Annotated in this window: 9 protein-coding genes and 1 pseudogene; all 10 read right to left on the bottom strand. The window is 39.5% G+C overall.

The window, feature by feature from the left end; genetic code table 11:
* Positions 1 to 148 precede the first annotated feature (148 nt).
* The 10 genes and pseudogenes from AB3G73_RS13195 to AB3G73_RS13240 all read right to left on the bottom strand — a co-directional run bounded on the left by AB3G73_RS13195 (position 149) and on the right by AB3G73_RS13240 (position 18794).
* The gene (locus AB3G73_RS13195) at positions 149 to 1978 is read right to left on the bottom strand and encodes a right-handed parallel beta-helix repeat-containing protein (protein WP_195650008.1); all 1830 of its coding nucleotides are present in this window, start codon (positions 1976 to 1978) and stop codon (positions 149 to 151) included.
* A 97-nt stretch (positions 1979 to 2075) separates the two neighbouring features.
* Positions 2076 to 2849, bottom strand: coding sequence for a DUF3823 domain-containing protein (locus tag AB3G73_RS13200; RefSeq protein WP_234133762.1), 774 nt, complete (start codon positions 2847 to 2849; stop codon positions 2076 to 2078).
* 17 nt (positions 2850 to 2866) lie between these two features.
* A complete protein-coding gene (locus AB3G73_RS13205) occupies positions 2867 to 4999 on the bottom strand; it encodes a RagB/SusD family nutrient uptake outer membrane protein (protein WP_229128658.1) in 2133 nt (710 codons plus the stop codon).
* A gap of 31 nt (positions 5000 to 5030) precedes the next feature.
* Positions 5031 to 8168: a TonB-dependent receptor gene (locus AB3G73_RS13210; protein WP_195650010.1), complete on the bottom strand. Its 3138-nt coding sequence runs from the start codon at positions 8166 to 8168 to the stop codon at positions 5031 to 5033.
* A gap of 76 nt (positions 8169 to 8244) precedes the next feature.
* Positions 8245 to 11883 carry a hypothetical protein gene (locus AB3G73_RS13215; protein WP_195650011.1) on the bottom strand — a complete coding sequence of 1213 codons (3639 nt, stop codon included), beginning with the start codon at positions 11881 to 11883 and terminating at the stop codon, positions 8245 to 8247.
* 1 nt (position 11884) lies between these two features.
* A complete protein-coding gene (locus AB3G73_RS13220; protein ID WP_234133760.1) occupies positions 11885 to 13708 on the bottom strand; it encodes a glycoside hydrolase family 105 protein in 1824 nt (607 codons plus the stop codon).
* 450 nt (positions 13709 to 14158) lie between these two features.
* Positions 14159 to 14611 (bottom strand): annotated as a pseudogene (locus AB3G73_RS13225) (hypothetical protein); the annotation flags it as partial.
* A complete protein-coding gene (locus AB3G73_RS13230) occupies positions 14612 to 14785 on the bottom strand; it encodes a sigma factor (protein ID WP_195650013.1) in 174 nt (57 codons plus the stop codon).
* Positions 14786 to 15820: 1035 nt separating this feature from the next.
* Entirely contained in the window at positions 15821 to 17128 is a 1308-nt protein-coding gene (gene guaA / locus AB3G73_RS13235; protein WP_143260029.1) for a glutamine-hydrolyzing GMP synthase, read from the bottom strand.
* Positions 17129 to 17354: 226 nt separating this feature from the next.
* A complete protein-coding gene (locus AB3G73_RS13240; RefSeq protein WP_032840003.1) occupies positions 17355 to 18794 on the bottom strand; it encodes an ATP-binding protein in 1440 nt (479 codons plus the stop codon).
* Position 18795: the final 1 nt, after the last annotated feature.

Consider the following 18795-nt stretch of genomic DNA (forward strand, 5'->3'; position numbering starts at 1 on the left):
GTAAGTAACCTTTTACTCAATAATGAATGGTCGTCCGTTGATATTTCTCAATCGTTCACCTGATACTTGTGTTGGATAGTTCATAACTTTTCTGCAGACAAACGAATCAGACCTGAAAATCACTTTAATGACTTTTACAAAGTCATCCTTAAGGTTGGAAAGCTCCAATGGCAGGTTTTTCTGTTGCAGAAACAATATTTCCCCAAAAGTCGAATCCACCGTTATTTAAGATAAATATGCCTGTACCGATTGCAGGAGAACTATCTTTCAGTTGGTAACCGTCTACCGTATTCATACCATCGCTTCCATTACCTCCAGATACAAATTGGGGATCCGCTACGATGGCACTTTGGTCTGCTTTTGCTTTCTCTCCTTGATGGTACAGATTGTTCTCATATCTGATATGTTCCTGATCATCAAATTGCAGGACTGGAGCCGAGAATATATTATTCTGAAACTCGATGCCCGGCAAGATGGCATTATTTGTTCTTTTCTGTACTGATATCTTCACATCGTTGTAAAATACATTATTGTACACATAGATAGGAACTTGTTTACCATTGGGATGTCCGTGTAACTCGAAAGTACGATAATCAAATTCGGGGTGACCATCATTTTGACTGATGTTATAACGTATAATACCATATTCAAAATCCGGTCCCGGATCTCCCATGCTTAGGAAGAAACCTCCTTCGTTATCATGACTATAATTGTATTGGATAATTTGATAGCCTGGGCTGTTAAAGTCAATATCGAAAGCTTCAGAGTCCATTTCCGAACGATTGGCCGGATTGGTAAGCCGCGTGTATGCCACTTCATTATGTTGGATGATTACGTCTTTCGCATTTCCCCAAAGGCCAGCTAATACCCCATCCAACTTATCTAAAGCATAAGCGCCAGCATGAAATATTTTGTTATATTCTACTAATACCGTTTTTGAATTCTTGGAAAGAAGGATACCTTCTAATGCTGTATAACTGATGTCATTATTACGAATTATTATGTTATCATTGTAATAATCATAGGTCCTTGCTTGACCATTATCTCCAAATAATATTCCTCTTGAAGAACAACGTTCAAATTTATTGTCTTCTACCACAAAATTTTTGAAATAACCTTGAGTGTGCTCGGGGCGGACAAATAGTCCGGCTTGCATATGACGATTCGTAATAGGCTGACCTTCAATGTCGTGTATATAGTTATTCTTTATAACGACATTGGGGTAGATACCTGCTGACTTTATCGTAATATAAATACCGCGTTTGGTATCTTTGGGTGGCATGGTTGTGCTACGGTTGGAAATATCGAAATTCTCAAAAGTCACGTTTTTAGGATTCTGTAGAAGGACTGTTTGTGCGGTATTTCCCACCAGTTTTGGTTGCTCACCACTGCCATAAGCGCTGAACGTAATTCTGTCGGTTTCTGTTCCAGTGACATTATTCAAAGATAATTGTCCAGTCCATGAACCACCGCGTTTGAAAAGAATATAGTCTCCCGGGACAAATGTCGTGTTGTTTACTTTGTCCAAAGACTTCCATGCGGTAGCGGGAGATAACCCGTCGTTATCATCATCTCCATCTACATTGTCAATGTAATATTTGGACGTTGTTAAAAGTTTCCACTTGGCATAAAATATTATTTCTTTGGACACGCTGCTTACAACATAAGGAAAGGTTATTTTATTTGTCAGCTCTTCCTCTTTGTACCATCCATCGAAACTATTACCGACTTTTACTGGAGTATTGGGTTCCACAAGTGTGCCATCTTGTTCTATTTGGGTTACATAGTTGTATCCGTCAGTCCAGCTACCACCGTTTAATTTCCATTTAATCTGTACATATTCAGTAGTATCGCTATTTGTTACAACTTCCTCTTCGGATTTTGAACAGGCCAAACAAGTGCAAGTAGATCCAAGTAATAGAGTCAGCCAACAGATATAGTACAAGTATTGTATCGAAAATGATTTTTTCTTTTTCATGTAAATAAGATTAGTTTGAAGTGATAAAATTCAAAAGATAGAAGTTGCTTTGATTCCAAACAGGCGGAATCAAAGCAACACTCTTAATGTATAAAATTTACGGTACAAATATTTGTTCTATGGTCGAGCAGTTGAATTGTCCCATACCCGGATAATTAGTAGTGGCATTTCCGGCTGCGGTTTGGCAGTTCATTCTCACGCGCACCCAGTAATTAATTCCATTATACTTCAAGGGTCTCGATGTCCGAAAGGTGATGTCTTGCCCTTCTTCGTTATTGTTTAATACACGGGCTGTTGGGAATAGGTTACCGTCAGACGCCGAGGCGTTGATGGTTCTTGATACCGACAAATAGGCTTCCTTTACATCTGGCATACCGAATCCCTCCTTTCTATTCCGTTTGAAGCGGACTGTACACTCCAGATAATTGTCGGGAGTGACTGTTGGCTTTTTCACCCATTCAATCGTCAGATAAGGTATGACAGTAAAGTCTTTAGTGGTCGTACCTGATATTTTTACTAGTTCACCAGCTTCATCACCGTCTTTGACGGGATCGTCAGCATCCCAATAGGGATAGAAATTACCATTGTAAGGGAGCATGAGATATTCTCCTGCGAACTGCTTAGTGTTACGGTAAGTTCCGTTCTGTTGTATTTTTAATGAACGGTTGCCTATGTAGTTATTTCCATCTCCCCAGCTAATCTCTCTCATGCGGATGTAGGATACTCCGTGGTCGACTTGCAACGGTTGGCCATTGTGGTCATAAATAGTACCTTGTATCGTAACGTCGGGAGCTTCATAATTGTCGATTTCGCAAGATGCCGTCATAAAACAGCCGACAATAATCGTTATGTATGCTAATAACTTTTTCATATTCTATTTCTTTATCATTATTGATTTCTGTTTTTCTGCAACAAAGGATTGGATTTTAACTCATTCGTTGGAATACCTTCGTAATAATCATTCACATTGAAGGATAAGAAAGAATTGCGATGCTCTGATGTCTTAGAGTCATAAATATATTTGCCGTCGGGTATTCCGCCATGTTCATTATCTACCGTGGCACCCTTAGCAAACATGAACGGATATAATCCTCGTCTACGGTAATTATTTATTTGGGTATCGAATGTAAACCATCTGCGTAAATCCCAGTAAATTTTGCTTTCAAAAGCCAATTCTTTATAGCGCTCTATGCGAAGAATTTGCAAAGCGCGATTGGGAGCCTCTACAAATCCTCCTTGCCCTTTGGGACCTGGTTTCGACCAATTGGTATAAGCTGCGTCCGTAGAGAGTGCACTGGTTGATGTAAGCAATGTTGCTCCTGCACGATCGCGCACATCGTTAATACATTCAAGCGCATCTTGTAACATATTAATCCCTTGATAAGTAGTCTCTCCGCTCTGTGCCAATTCAATGGCGGCTTCAGCACGGTTGAGTATAATTTCCGCATATCGCATTTCTATCCAAGGTTGGGTACTCTCATGAAGTTTGAGTTGTTCCTTAGGCATACTCAAGTTCAACCATTTACGCATGTGGAGTCCACTGGAGGTGGCTTGTTCACTACCCAAGGATGGTCCGTCTAATCCTTTCTTATACAGTTTTATATCATTGTTCACAACATAGAGGTTAGTCTGAGCTGTGGGAGTTTCTGTGGTCCACCATACGATGGAAGGATTGTCCTGCGGCATAAACGGACTATTGCTATAATTTCCCTTATTCCAAGTGGTATTGAATCTTTCTCCATTGGCACCATCGTCAATAGTGAATTTTTTGAACTTATCCACTTCTGGGTCGAACTTCTTATCGATAATACCGGCGCGGATATCATACTTAGTTTCCCAGTAAATATTTCCGGGAATCAACAAATTTGCTTTTAGTCGAGGTTCGAATCCGTCAAATAATTCATGGCAATTGTTGTATACTATGTAATTGCCGTCGTCATCGAAAGCATTAAAATGTCCTTCATTGTTCAAAGGAACTCCTTCAAACAATTCCACCCAATCGAGTGTAGGATTACTACGACTGCCATATTCGGTTGTCTGCATGCGTTTGGGGGCATACATCGCATCTACAGAATGAACAAAATTGCCATAAGAAAATAGGCGAAGCCATATCGATTCTTTATTACTTTCGGCTTTTTCCCAAATTTCAGCGTAATTATTCGTTTTGTCGGCATTTCCCCGATGAAGTTCGTAAGGGCCACCATCAAAAATTCTAGTGGCTTCCCAAGCTTGTTTGAAATAGCCGTTGGCGAGTTCTGAAGGAATTCCTTGTAACAATACGCCATCAATTTCCCAGTCTTGGAATTTCCGGGAACCATAGCGGGCGGTAGTAGCTGCATATAGTGCGGCACGGCTTTTTATTCCGGCAGCTATGTATCTGTTTGCACGACCTGTTTCGCTGGTCACAGGTAGATCGGCAATAGCATCGTCCAAGTCTTTCAGAATGAAGTTGTAAGTGTCCGCATGACTTTCACGGGCTACCCAGACAGACGATTCGTCATTGGGATCCAGATACTGCGGTTCCAGTATTTTAGGCAATCCACCATACCGTTTTGCCAATTGGAAATAGACATATGCCCTCAGGAATTTAGCTTCTGCTATCCATGCTTTTGATTGTTCTCTTAATTCCGGATAGTTAGGCAAGTCATGGATTAGAGTGTTGAGTTGACGGATGATTTTGAATCCTTCTCCCCAATAACCTTTCGCAAGCATATTATCTGAATTCAGGTTGGTATCTTGGCCAACCATCTCACCAGTATATCCCCAAAGCGGTGCTTGGCCTGTTCTTGAGAAATAGCCAGCATATGACTCGCTAGGAGTATATCGGTTTAGGGTACTGTACTTGAAATCCTCCATCGGTAATTGGCAATATATTCCAGCCATATAAGCTCGGATGCCTTCTTCGTTGTATATAGCCTCACCGGTGATGATTGTAGTAGGTGTGATATTTAAATCTTCGCAGGATGTCATATGCGATAATAAGAACATCGCCGTTGTCACTGCTATAAATATTCGTTTCATTTATTTCTATTTTTTGTTAGTACTATAATTATTAGAAAGTTAATGTTCCACCAAAGTTGAACACACGGTTTAATGGGTACATATACCCATTATGCTCTGTCGGTTTCTCGGGATCTAGGTCTACAATCTTGGTGATGGTAAACAAATTGTAGGCATTTACAAAGAGTCGGAGATTAGAGACATTCAACTTTTTCGTTACGATATTTTTGGGTACAGTAAATCCAAGTTCTATGTTTTTCAAACGAACGTAAGCACCGTTTTGGATGTTAAACTTCGAGTTCATATCTGCACGGACGAAACCATAGGGAAAGCGTCCGGAAATCCACTGGGCAGAAGGATCATAGGGGTCGATGTCTGGATTAGCTGGACGCCAACGATCCAACAAAAGTTCAAGTGCATTAGTATCTTCCCTGAACGGAGCAATTAACTGTTCGCCGTATGAAACGTACGACATGGCTGCCCCTTGGAATTGTACGTTTAGGTCGAACCATTTATATTGTGCGCCAAAGCTCAGAGCGAAATTCATCAACGGATAATTTCTTTTGCCATCCCATGATGAACCGGCATTGGTGGTAGTTGCGATCGGATGCATATCATCTCCGTCAATAACACCATCCCCATTCCAATCTTCATAAATCGGGTCACCGGGGAGGCTTCCGGAATTAGCATAGATACTATTGGATATTTGATCCCATGAATGGTAGATACCATTTTCTCCATACGCAAACCAAATGTCTTGATAGCGGTTTAGTGGATTGTTACGCCAGTTATCCCATGAATTGCTGTATGTCATTTGGTTTCGTTTTGTAACCATGCTGCGTGTCAGTGAAACGAATCCCGTGATGTGGTAATTGAAGTTTTTGTTAACACGGTTGTAATGCCTTAATTCAATTTCAAATCCTTTGGTACGGTCACCATTCAAGTTTGCCTGAGAGAAGCCGGTGCCAAATGTTTGAGGAGCTTCTGTTATGGGATTGGCCAGCAAACCGTCACGATCACGTTGGAAAAGATCGACTGAAATTCCTAAAAGTCCATTCCACAAATCTGCATCTAAACCGATATTTTTCATCTTTGAGGTATACCATGTCAAGTCCAAATTGGGAGCGTTGCGGAACCCGATGCCGTTAACAAAAGTTCCTCCGAATACAGCGCCTGCCGGTTTCATATTAGCAGCGCCTGATACCGGGTAGTCATAGCCTTCCACGAATTGGAACTGTGAAGCGCCGTCGTCACCGAGTTTTCCCCATGATCCTCTAATTTTCAAGTTATTGATAAACGGAATTTTTTCTTTGAAAAACGCTTCTTCAGAAATACGATAACCTAATTGGACGCTTGGGAAGAACCCCCATTGTTTTCCTTTGGGAAACTTGGAGGAACCATCGTAACGGAAGGTGAATTCAAATAAATATTTATCTTTGAAATCATAATTGATACGACCTACTAAAGCCTTGTTTGCTTTTTCCGTCAATCCGCTACCGGTTGCAATTTGTCCGTCAGCATCACCTGCAAATAAGTAGGGAATCGGAATAGACATATATCTGCTGCCACTAAGATCATATCCTTGGCTATAACTTTCCTCCCACAGCAGCATTGCGTTGACATGATGGCGGTCGACAAAAGTGTTTTCATAATTTATCGACCAGTTCCACAATCTGGCAAAACTTGTGGAGTAAAAACGGTCTAATTTTGTCTTGCCATTCATTGGATATGTGTTATAAGTATCGTTTGCCTCATTATAAGTATACTCATTATATCCTTTTGTAAAGGTTGAATTGTCATTAAAAGTTTTGTCATAACTGAACATAAAATTGGTAGACAATCCCTTGATGAACGGCAGTTTGTAATTTAGTGCCAGATTCGATTGCAACATGGTTTTTTTATTGCTTACTTCACCGCTTACTTCAGGATGAATCAAAGCTGCAACATTATGTGCGACATTGGCGCTAGCGGGGTGATTGTAGTAAGGCGCTTTATTGTTCGCATATATAGGCTCAATAGGCAATGAACTCCATAAATCTTTAAAGATAACATCTGAGCCGGTTGCCTGCCGTTTTGTTTCATCCATAATGAAATTTAACTTTACTGCTACTTTCAACCCTTTGATGACTTCCGCATCAAGGTTTGTGCGCAAATTATATCTTTTATAATTGTTAGAATTAGTTTTCCAGAAACTTTCCTGACTGTTATAGCCGCCATTGATGTAGTAGCTCACCTTGTCAGTACCGCCTTTTACCGAAATATTGTGTTGTTGTTGTGGTGCCGTGTTTCTCATAATTGCATCATACCAGTCTGTATCGGGCATAAGTCCGTTAGCCAAGTCCTGAAACCATTGGTCGCTGTATTTTTTGGAAGGAGTATTAATGTTACGCATACTTTGTTCATTTCTCAATGTCCCGTAATTATATGCGTTCACAGGTTTCAATATTTCTGCTGGTGTCTGAATACCGTAGTAACCGTTGTATTCTATAGAAGCTTTTTGTTTGGCTCCGGTTTTAGTCGTGATGAGTACTACACCGTTAGCAGCTCTGACGCCATAGATGGCGGCTGAGGCGTCTTTTAAGATAGAGATACTCTCGATGTCATTTGGATCTAAACGTGCGAATTCATCACGAGGAACACCGTCTATTACGAACAAGGGACTACCCAGTCCACGAATATCAAACATATTGGTAAATTGTCCGGGTTCAGAAGTGTTTTGCACTACGCGTAATCCTGGAAGCTTACCGGTCAACATATTTTGTATGTTAGTTCCTTTGGTAGTCATAAGTTGTGTGTTGTCGATTGCAACAACCGAGCCTGTCAATGAGGCTTTCTTTTGCGTTCCATACCCTACTACGACCACTTCTTCCAACTGTTCCACGTCTTCCCTCAAAACGATCTCTAGTCCTTTGTTTGATTGGATTACATTTACCTTCTGAGTGATAAAGCCAAGATAACTGAAAGTCAGTTCGGAAGGTATTTTACTTAACGAGATGGTAAAATTCCCGTTCATGTCTGTTATTGTTCCGTTCGTTGTGCCTGTTTCAACTACAGAAACTCCTGCCAGGAGTTCATCCTGCGCGGAAACGACAGTACCTTTTACTGTCACTTTTTGTGCACCCGCCTGTAGTATTCCTACGACGAACAGCCAAAACATTAGTACGATAGTACTTCTGATACATGTTTTCATTGTTGATTTTTTTAAAGTTAATACACTAAGTTTGTTAATTCATGGTTAATATATTTTGAATAAGAATTGTCTTTTTTCATTTTTCTACACCAAATTCAACTTCGTTGGCCCAATGTTCTTTCCAGTCTGGATGGAATGCCTTAGAGTTCTTTTTCGAGACGCTTCGTCCACGTGCTATTTCCATACAGGCTGCGCTGGCACCATCGTCATTGATGCGAGCCGAGAATTTTATTTTATCTCCTTTTTCAATGGCTTTTTTCACTTCCGATATTTCCGACCAAGGAATGGCACATTCGTAATACAGCGTGTTGCCTTTGCGTATAGTCACTAGTTTTCCGTCTTTCACGGCCCCGTCATAAGGTGATTTGGGTTGGCGAGGATAGAAATGTTTGCGTGGCATACCTGGAACAAGCATTCTCCAAATTTCAAATCCGCCGCCGTATTTAGGAGCAACTGTATTTAAGGCATATTCGTAATCTGTGCATTTGTATCCGATATAACGGGGCATGGTACCTTTGGTTTCGGCTTTCATTCCGTCTTGTCCTATAGGAATCACGTTGAAAGCAATCAATATATTGTCTGTTCTTTTTCCTGTTACTCCGTCTGGAAGCACACCTGTTTTGCGATATGAGAATCGTCTGATGCCTTTAGGCCATACTAGAGGTACAAGATCATCTGCGGAAACGACTTCACATTTGATGTCATTGGGCAATTGAGATTCCGCTCCTGCCAAATAATAACCGATTTTACCGTATTGGTCAATCCAGTTTCCCAATATGTTAAAATCTTTTGTTACTAAATGGGCGGATGCTCTCCCATTTTTAGTATTGGGTACATTATCCGACAAGTCAAAAAATAGTCCGGCCAATTTAACTGTGTTTCTCCATGAATCCCAAGTAGAAGTAGAGCAACGCACTCTTATCCTTCCTGCTAAATCTAATGTCAGGTAGGCTCCATTCCAAACTTTATCCACAACTGTCTGAAAGATTTCTTTTCCATCGTTTCTGTCATATACGGTTACGGTAACATTTCGTTGGTTTATATTAGGAAAGTAAAAGGACGTACGGGTATATTTGTCTGAAGGCAAATCTAAATCTACACCTATGGCTTTCGTTGTATTTGTATTCTCATAATAGCTGAGGACTCGCCCTTTGGCTGTAGGTAATTGCAAAGCTCCTTGATCTGATTCTGATACGGATTTATTTACTAGTACGGCATGCATGGCATTTATTGTTTGCATATAAGCTGTGTCTGGATAGAAGAAATCGTCATCATTGCGGGTTTCAAATCTAAGTGTTCCTTTGTTTGGGGATTTATCTGCTACCTTAGCTGCAAAGTAGAAGTAATCGTCATCATAGGCTTGATAGGTATATGCCAATCCTTCTGCATTGTTGTCAAACTGTTCATAAGGATGCCATGCAGCTTCCGTCAGAGAGATACTGCCTTTGGAAGAACCTTTGATGACTTGCGGAATAGCATCTTTCCATTCGTCCAAATTACCATCCACTTCTACTTTTTTCTTTGCAATGTAATTGACATGCATATTTTCCCAATGCACGGCGAATCCATCTTTTCCAGCATTGAAACGAACTTCAAGCGGATAGTTATTGTCCACAGTGGCAGTTCCGTTTGTCACTTTCGCTCTGATAGTTTTTGTCTCATTGGGCTTAAACGATACATTCTGCGGGTAAGATATATCCAGATTACCAATAGAAACAGATAATACACCTTTCACCGGACGATTGAGGATATTGGTCAGTTGAAGTTCCATTTCCGGTTTGCTGGCAATGGGCGACGTAAAGTCTTTAGCTATGATTTCAAGTGGTTCATACCCCAAGATTTCCGCTTTGTTAATAGCGGAAATAAGTTTGTCGAATGTGCCCTTTTTGTTTACGCGCATATAATATCCTTGATAATTTAAAGGAACTTCGTAGATGCCCTTTTTAGGGGTAATCACGTTTCCATAAAAGTCATAGAGTAGGAAGGAAGGATCTGCTTTCAGTATCATTTTCCCGTCAATAGGATCATATGCATTCAGCTCTTCTTCTATTTTTTCACGTTCAGCACAGCCAATAGGCAGTAGTTTTAACTTATCACATAATTCCATTTCTTTTTTCGCTTCACTCAAACTGCGTACTTCTCGGAATAGAATATTTTCTGTACCGAACGCTTCGCCCAAATCTCCTGCGATGACAATGGTTCCATCGTCTTTATTATTTTCATACCCATCGAAAATCATTACCCATGGAAGGCCATTCTTGAAAAGTAGCTTATTGAACTCCCGTTCCCCAATCATGCTTTGTGCTGCGCCCATAGCAGCTGCAGTTGACCATGTATTGTGCAATTTGAGCACTTTTTCTTTTCCTTTCTCTGTACGGATTTCTATGTTACGTACTGATCGATTCGGATCGCCCGAATACATATATCCACCAAATATTCCCATTGACCTATCGTATCCGGCAGAGCGGTTTACTGCAATGACAAGTCCTATGCGGTCATCCGTATTCCCAACCCAGCTTTCTGTATCCCATATCTTCACACGTCCTTTATAGTGCTTACGATTATTCCATTCAGGATATAACACTGGTGATTCCATACCTTGATAGTGTATGGACAAGAAATCAAATATAGGTAACATATCCATAGTGCCATCTGCAAAAAATTTATCTAAAGCATTTGAATTGGAATCGCCTCCTCCTACAAGGACATCAATGCCTTCTTCACGGGCTTCAATCACCGCTTCAGCCATTTTCGTATATATCTCTTTGTACCTTATCATATCAGCCTGCCAACCGGATATGGAAGTTCCTTCCCAAGGTTCATTCCATAAACAGACAGCTGTTACCGGTCCTTTGGGCCAGCCGAAATCAAGGCATAGTTCTTTCACATATTCCTTAAAGTCCTCATCCAATTCTGGAAGCCATACCAAGTCTTGTTTCGTGCGAAGAAATACTGCATTTTCGTCCAAATGTGGGCGGGCAATACCTAACGGCGTTGATTGGGCAACACGTCCTTCGCCAAACATCAACATGACTGTGATATTACTGTCTGCGAAATCCTTCATCAGTTGTGTTAAATCTTGTTTAAATATTTGATAATCAGGATTAGTCGTTGAAACGAAAGGAATGCCATAACGAATGGATTGCACACCCACTCGATTTAAGAAATCTACACCTAAATAATCTAAGGACTGTTTGGGATATTGCATCTTTACTGACGAAGGTTTCATGCTGTAAGCAAAGCTTGTTCCTAGCATACGGCCATGATTTCCAAGATCAAACACAACAGCATACCCTCCGAAGTCCTTAATATCATCCACTATTATAGATGTGTTGATATAACCATTAGGTGCAATCGATAGGTGTGTCGGGATGATCTTTTCGTAGTCATATTTGACAATTTTGGGCAGCCAAATATCATTTGGAATACCTTTCGTTCCATATCGGAATACGTGTACTTTAGCATCTACATCTATCTGCATTGATGTATTGTTAACTAATTGGAATTTCAGCCGGATATCGTCTCCAGGCCAAAATACATTAGCCGGTGCCGATGATTCTATCAAGTTCACATTAAAGTCATAAGACCTTAATCCATTTTTTACACCCATGACTTCTTCATAATCTATCCAGTCCTCAGGAGCTTTCATTTGTGCAGTTAAGGTTGATATAGCAGCAAAAGTTCCAACTATGAATGTAAGTACTTTCTTTTTCATATTATTGATTTAATAAGTTAACGCCTTGCTCCATCATCCGCTGCACCTCTAAACCTGCAAAAATAACAGCGAATACACCGTGTGTGTCATCATCGTAAAACGGGCGATTCATGTAATAATTAATATCTTCAGTACACATAGTTCCTATACAGATTTTATGCACCGTTCCATCATCTTCAATTTCAGAGGCCACGGCGTTCCATCCTTTTAATGCGATTGGAGTAAATTTCTTTTTATCAATCCATCCGTATCTAACCCCACGGGCTATAGCCATCGTAAAGATGGCCGTACCCGAAACTTCTTCGGGAGAGTCATTTCGTTCGATAACATTGTGCCAGAAACCTTCTTTATTTTGATATTTGATCAAAGAATTAACAAATTCCCGATACTGCTGGAGGATGGCTTTATATTTAGGATGACTCTTGGGTAACATCATCAACACATCCGACATGGCCCAAATAGCCCATCCATTAGCACGTGACCAATGAGGAAGTTTCACATCTGGACGAGAAGTATAATTGGCGTGCATATATAGTTTGGAGTCTTTATCCCACACGTGTTTCGTGAAGTCCAGAATTTGATTAGCTGCATCGTCAAAAAAGACTTTCTGTAATTCCGGAGAGTCACTGTATGCTCCGGCTTGTATCAAAAAGGGAATTCCCATAAACATATCGTCCACCCATACAGTATATTTTTCTGGAGTGTCTCGGGTATAATTGCTCATACCTTCGCTTCTAATTTGCCCGAAACGGGCATAATTGATCATTTTATCTATGTAAGCTTGGTAAACCTCTCGGTTCTTAAACTCCTTCTCCATACGCAAACGATATAGGATAGGTAATGAAGGGGCTAATGTGAAATCGAGCAATGTGGAGTTTATCACCAATGCATTGGCTGAATTATAGCCACGTAACGTATTGACTTGATAGTCTACAAAAGGTATTCCTTCCATTTGGAAGTCGCAATAATCAATTGCCCACTTTGTATATTTAGATTCTTTGGTCTGTTCGCCAAGTAATTGCATGGCCCAAGCTACACCGCTATTGTGATAATTCCACTGGTAAGTAGTTCCCCATGGCTTAGGGTCTATCATGTCGCCTAGTATTTCTACTTTGGGAATTGTCCAGGTAACCGCTCCTTTAAGCCCTTGGTACATACGACCAAACTTAAATTCATGTTCGGGTTCGTATGCGATATCAATATCACCCTTGAATGGGCCGACAACAAGCCAATTAGTAAGTTCGGATAGTTGCTGATCCACATTTTTTAAATTAGTGAGTCCAATTTGGGGATAACTCCGAGCCGTAAGCAGTACTGCGTCATTGTCGCTGGGTGGTTGAAGGAACACACACCATTCCTTGCCGATGGTTGCTGACTTTATCAATATATCGTTATTACCTTTTTTTAGTGGAAGTTGGAATGAGGAAGTTAGTTTCATACTTCTTTCTCCCCGATCTATCCGAATGTCTCGTTTTCCTTTATATTTATAAACAAGTTTTCCGTTGCACCAAATTTTGCAAGCGTCGTTATGATCTGTTTCTACAGAAATCGTTGTGTCACGTGGAAATGAGAGTTGTGTATAAGCGTAAGCCACCGCCTTTTGCCCCAAACCGAAAGTACGTCCAAAATCCACAAAAGTCAATTTACTAAAAGTTTGGTTTTTGGAGGCAGGTTTTAATTTATAGGCAAAAGGAGTTTCTCGAATTAGTTTGTCACCAACCTTTTTTACCTTCTCAATTGGTAATTCCTGTTTTTGTTTGGGAAAGAGAGTGCCTATACCCAGCAATACAGTCAATAATAAACATATCCATTTTTTCTTTTTCATTGCGTATTATTAGTTAGATAATATGATTTTATTTATATCTGCAAACATACTCGAAATAATGTATATAAATAAAAACAAAAGAATAAAAAAGCAGGAACAAAAGCGATACAAAACAGGAACAAAAGTTTATAAGTTACTGTAAAACAATGCATTGTTTTTTTCTAAAAAAAATAGACACTCTTGGATGCCTTTTTCTTTTTTAGCTCCGGTTTGCGCTATGGTTTGCGCTAGCGTCAAATTCAATGTAACATGGTTCAACAAATTTTATCTCTACAAAGATACTATTTTACTTTCAAATTTTAATTGAAAAGATTAATAATACAATTGTACGACATTGCTATTCTATAAAAAACAGCAAATGAATTTCTTCAAATAGCGATAACCATGTTAGTTACCACCATACCAAAGAGATATTTAATTCAAAATGTCAAAGTTACATTTATAGGATAATTACCAATCATCATTACTTGTTTGCAATGGCTTCTTTAGAACTGTATCAATTTTGTCTACAAGGATTTTATAACATGATAGTGAATAAACAAAAGCTCGTGATGAGGTTACTTTAGGATGTTGTCTGTTTTCTGTAAATGGAAAGCAATCAGAAAGTGCCCATATTTGGGTATCTTTAGTAACGCCATTACCTGTTACACCAAAACCACCACCAAACATTATGACATATCCACTATCGTCATTTATCTTCAATACCTCATAGTTCTGTAAGGTATATGTCATTCGAATACGTTCTTCTTTAAAATCAAATTTAATAAGTGGTCGAATACTTACTCTATATGAGTTATCTCCCATAGTCCGTTTTGCAATATTAGGCAGATAACAACGTGCTATGATTGTTCTTTCTTCCTCATTTGAAACCTGTATAGCTGACTTTGCATCAGAAGACATAGATTATAATGTTGAGTTGGAAAAACGATCGAAGTTTTCCCAAAAAAATAGAAATACGTCATTTACTATATCTTTCGCAGTCTCTTCATCTTTCATAAAACTGAGAGCATGCTGATATAATTGCTGATAATGTTTCTCAAATAACATTTTGAATGTTTTCTCTTTTTCTATATCCATTCTGCTATTATGAATGCACCTTTAATTATTGCAAAATAAAGAAATTATTTCTATTTATGTGTAAGGTAATCACATCAAATTTTGAATAATCTTTTGAGATGCTTCATATTATCCAACAACACTAGATAGGATAGACTGCATGGACTTCGGGAGATTTGACTGGTTATTCATAAATATCTGTATATAAATATTGTTTTTAGGATTAAATTCCAACAACTTATCCCTACATCTGTTGGACAAAAGGTACGGTGAGGAGTTATAAAGCTGTTTGAATCTATTATATATTTCATAATCTTGGATAAAAAAAGGGGAATTCAAGATTTTGTGAAATGTATCGCCTTTCAAACCCGTCAGACGATAAGCATCCATGTGAAGCAACATATTCCTATTTAACGCATTATTTACATGACTTAGAAAAGTGCAACTACTTTTTTTGATCGCAGAAGGATAAAAATTACCGCCCTGATTATTATCTCTTTTTATTTTCGGTTCATTTTTCCAAATATTATATAATTGAAAAGATACTAAAGATGACGACAAAGTCAATCTGTCCAAAATCCATTCTACGAAGATATTCAGAAAGCCACTCTTGACGTTCCTTCATCTCGATTATAATATCGTAAACATTGATGTTATGGGCTCTGTTTTCTTTTTTACCCAAAAAGGTATGGGAAAAGTTTCTTGATTTTTTTAACATATATCCCAGTGGTGCATAAAATTTACGAGTAAACTATTCTATATTTTTAAAAGTGGGAAGCTTCGTTACATCTAACCATTGCTGAAACTTAGGATTTTCCAAAACATATTCATCTACAGTTTTTCCCATTCGTTCAACTGCCCAAACAAGATACTAAATGGTGCGCATAAGCTTCAAATAACATAAAACAATTTCCAAGTTGTTCCGAAATCAAATCCAATATAACATAGTTCAACAAAAGCTCAATTACATTTCTGTCAGAAGCCAATGTTAAACAATAAAAATAGCCTCAACTTACTATAAATTGAGGCTATCGAAATATCATTTAAAAAATCTCTCTATTCCCATTCTATAGTCGCGTTAGGTTTCGGTGACATATCATAACAAACGCGATTTACATTCTTCACTTCTTTCAGGATACGGTCTGTTATCTTCATCAGGATAGGCCATTCTATCGGTTCGATAGTAGCCGTCATAGCATCTACCGTGTTGACAGCGCGAATAATCACCGGCCAATCAAAAGAACGGGCATTATCACGTACACCAACAGATTTAAAATCGGGTACTACCGTAAAGTATTGCCATACCTTTTTATCCAATCCGGCAATCTGAAACTCTTCACGCAAAATAGCATCGGACTCACGTACAGCCTCCAAACGGTCACGCGTAATAGCACCTAAACAACGTACGCCCAAACCTGGACCAGGGAAAGGTTGACGGTAAACCATCTCATAAGGCAATCCCAACTCCAAGCCACAAGCACGAACTTCATCTTTAAATAATTGGCGCAATGGCTCCACAAGCTCGAACTTAAGGTCTTCAGGCAGACCACCTACGTTATGATGAGACTTCACCATTTTAGCTGTTTTCGTTCCACTTTCCACAATATCCGGATAAATAGTACCTTGACCCAAGAAGTCAATACCATTCAGCTTACGTGCTTCTTCTTCGAACACACGAATAAACTCACCACCAATAATTTTACGTTTCTGTTCCGGATCTTCCACACCTGCCAGTTTATTCAGGAAACGATCGGTTACATCTACATAAATAAGATTTGCTTTCAACTGGTTGCTGAATACCTCAACCACATCTTCAGACTCTCCCTTACGCATCAAACCATGATTAACATGTACGCAAACCAGATTGTTACCAATTGCCTTCAGAAGTAAAGCTGCTACCACAGAACTGTCAACTCCGCCCGACAAAGCCAGCAAAACTTTCTTATCACCTACTTGACGCCTAATCAACTCGATCTGGTCATTAACAAAATTCTTCATGTTCCAGTTAGCTTCAGCTTTGCAAGCATCGAAAACAAATGATTTCACTGCTGCCTTTATAGCCTCAATATCATCTGTAAATTCTGCCAACTTCACTTCGCAAGTTGCTTTATCGTGACCTGCAGCCATGACGGGAATCCCCAAAGTATAGATAGCCGGATTTACATCAATGGCAACGCCATCAATTACATTATTCGGTCCACCATTGATAATAATACCCTTTACATTGGGCAATGCTTTCAGTTCTTCCACTGTGATATCGTGAGGATAAATCTCACTATAAACTCCTAATGCACGGATGGCGCGAGCCAATACCGTATTCTCATGACTACCCAAGTCAAGGATAACAATCATATCCTGCTTCATCTGATTTTGGTTGTTTTTTAAGTTATTGTATTGTTTATTATTCACTATCGTTTCCAAACGGTCTGCAAATATAAAGATTTTTAGAGAGACTATAATACATTGATTCTCTAAAGTTTCAGAACAGAGTCACGTTTTTTTGCTGTTATAGTATTCAATTCAACAAAGAATTAAAACAACATAGGAAGTAGATAGCAATAACCCAATTCTTTCATAGACTCCTTCAAAACTATGCCTTCAACCGCATCACAAACCGACTTCCCTTCCCCAATTCGCTCTCTACCGTCAGCGTACCGCCATGAGCTTCCACAAAATCCTTGGAAATAGATAATCCCAAACCACTGCCTTGTACTTTCGTTCCGGGCACACGGAAATAACGGTCGAAGATACTTTTGTGATAACGCGGATCAATCCCCTTTCCAAAATCCTGGACATAGAGTTCGATCATATTTTCATCCTGTTTGGCACCGATAATCACACGTCCGTTTTCTTTGGAATAACGGATAGCATTACTTAGCAGATTCGTCAATACCCAGGCAATCTTTTCACTGTCGACAAAGAGTTTGCCGATTTTCTCTTCCGGATATTCCACTTCTATCTGGATATTAAACTTATCCGCTTGCACCTGATTAGCTTTAATCGCATATTCGATCAACTCAATCGGTTTGGTGATCTTCGGCATAAACTGTAGTTTTCCCGCCTCCACCTGGGTCATGTTAAGCAATTCTCCGGTGATACTCAACAAACGCTCGCTGTTCTCCTTGATACTTTTAGACAACTGCTCCTGTTCATCATTCAATGCACCGACACGCTTATCTTCCAACAACTGGAGGCTCATCATAATAGCAGCAATCGGAGTCTTCAGTTCATGAGATATCGTCGAGATAAATGTAGTCTTGGCAGAATCCAGTTCCTTAAATTCCGTGATATTCTTCAATAAAATAACATCACCCAGTTTGCGGGGTTCCCCTTTTTCAGCCTCCGTATTAATGATAGGGACATAAGAGGCCTTAAAGTAACTCTCTTTGTCGTCGGCATATATCTTCAATGGTTCCTTCTGCTCGCTTGGCGTCACCAGTTCACGGATCAACCGCCGCAACAGGTCATTCTTCAAAGCCAGTTCCTCCGCCGATTGACGAATCACATTCTCCCGTTTCAGATTCAAGACATTGAGTGCTTCCTCATTGATAAACAGAATTTCACGCTCCATATTCAAGCCGATCACCGGATCATCTATACTGTTTACAATTGCTTCAATAAATTTCTTTGCAGAAAGAATATCCGACAAAGTACTGGCACGATATTCGGTCAAACGCTCCGCCATCCGGTTAAAACTATCCGCCACATCCCGGAATTCTTCATTATTATTCATCTGCAGACGCTTCTCATAATTATGATTGGCTATTTCAAGAATTCCCTCTTTCAGCTCTTTAATAGGCTTGCTGATAGTACGGGGCAACCAATAAAGCAATATCAGTCCGGTCAAGATACAGATTCCTCCCGTTACGGAAATCCATAACAAAGCACGTTCCAATCCGGGCATAGCAGCAGGACTATCAGGTTCTGTCGCTGTCAGAATTTGAAGATTCACAACTGAAAGTGTTACCAGCAAAATAATCATTCCGGCCAGCATTCCGATACCGAGAATCAGTTTCGTTTTAATATTCATA

Origin of the sequence: Bacteroides sp. L008, from assembly GCF_040812255.1 — a bacterium.
GTDB lineage: Bacteria > Bacteroidota > Bacteroidia > Bacteroidales > Bacteroidaceae > Bacteroides > Bacteroides vicugnae.

Excerpts from the sequence above, each read along its gene's own strand:
- AB3G73_RS13195 (WP_195650008.1), bottom strand. The coding sequence starts at position 1,978 with ATGAAAAAGAAAAAATCATTTTCGATACAATACTTGTACTATATCTGT.
- AB3G73_RS13200 (WP_234133762.1), bottom strand. The coding sequence starts at position 2,849 with ATGAAAAAGTTATTAGCATACATAACGATTATTGTCGGCTGTTTTATG.
- AB3G73_RS13205 (WP_229128658.1), bottom strand. The coding sequence starts at position 4,999 with ATGAAACGAATATTTATAGCAGTGACAACGGCGATGTTCTTATTATCG.
- AB3G73_RS13210 (WP_195650010.1), bottom strand. The coding sequence starts at position 8,168 with ATGAAAACATGTATCAGAAGTACTATCGTACTAATGTTTTGGCTGTTC.
- AB3G73_RS13215 (WP_195650011.1), bottom strand. The coding sequence starts at position 11,883 with ATGAAAAAGAAAGTACTTACATTCATAGTTGGAACTTTTGCTGCTATA.
- AB3G73_RS13220 (WP_234133760.1), bottom strand. The coding sequence starts at position 13,708 with ATGAAAAAGAAAAAATGGATATGTTTATTATTGACTGTATTGCTGGGT.
- AB3G73_RS13230 (WP_195650013.1), bottom strand. The coding sequence starts at position 14,785 with ATGGATATAGAAAAAGAGAAAACATTCAAAATGTTATTTGAGAAACAT.
- guaA (WP_143260029.1), bottom strand. The coding sequence starts at position 17,128 with ATGAAGCAGGATATGATTGTTATCCTTGACTTGGGTAGTCATGAGAAT.
- AB3G73_RS13240 (WP_032840003.1), bottom strand. The coding sequence starts at position 18,794 with ATGAATATTAAAACGAAACTGATTCTCGGTATCGGAATGCTGGCCGGA.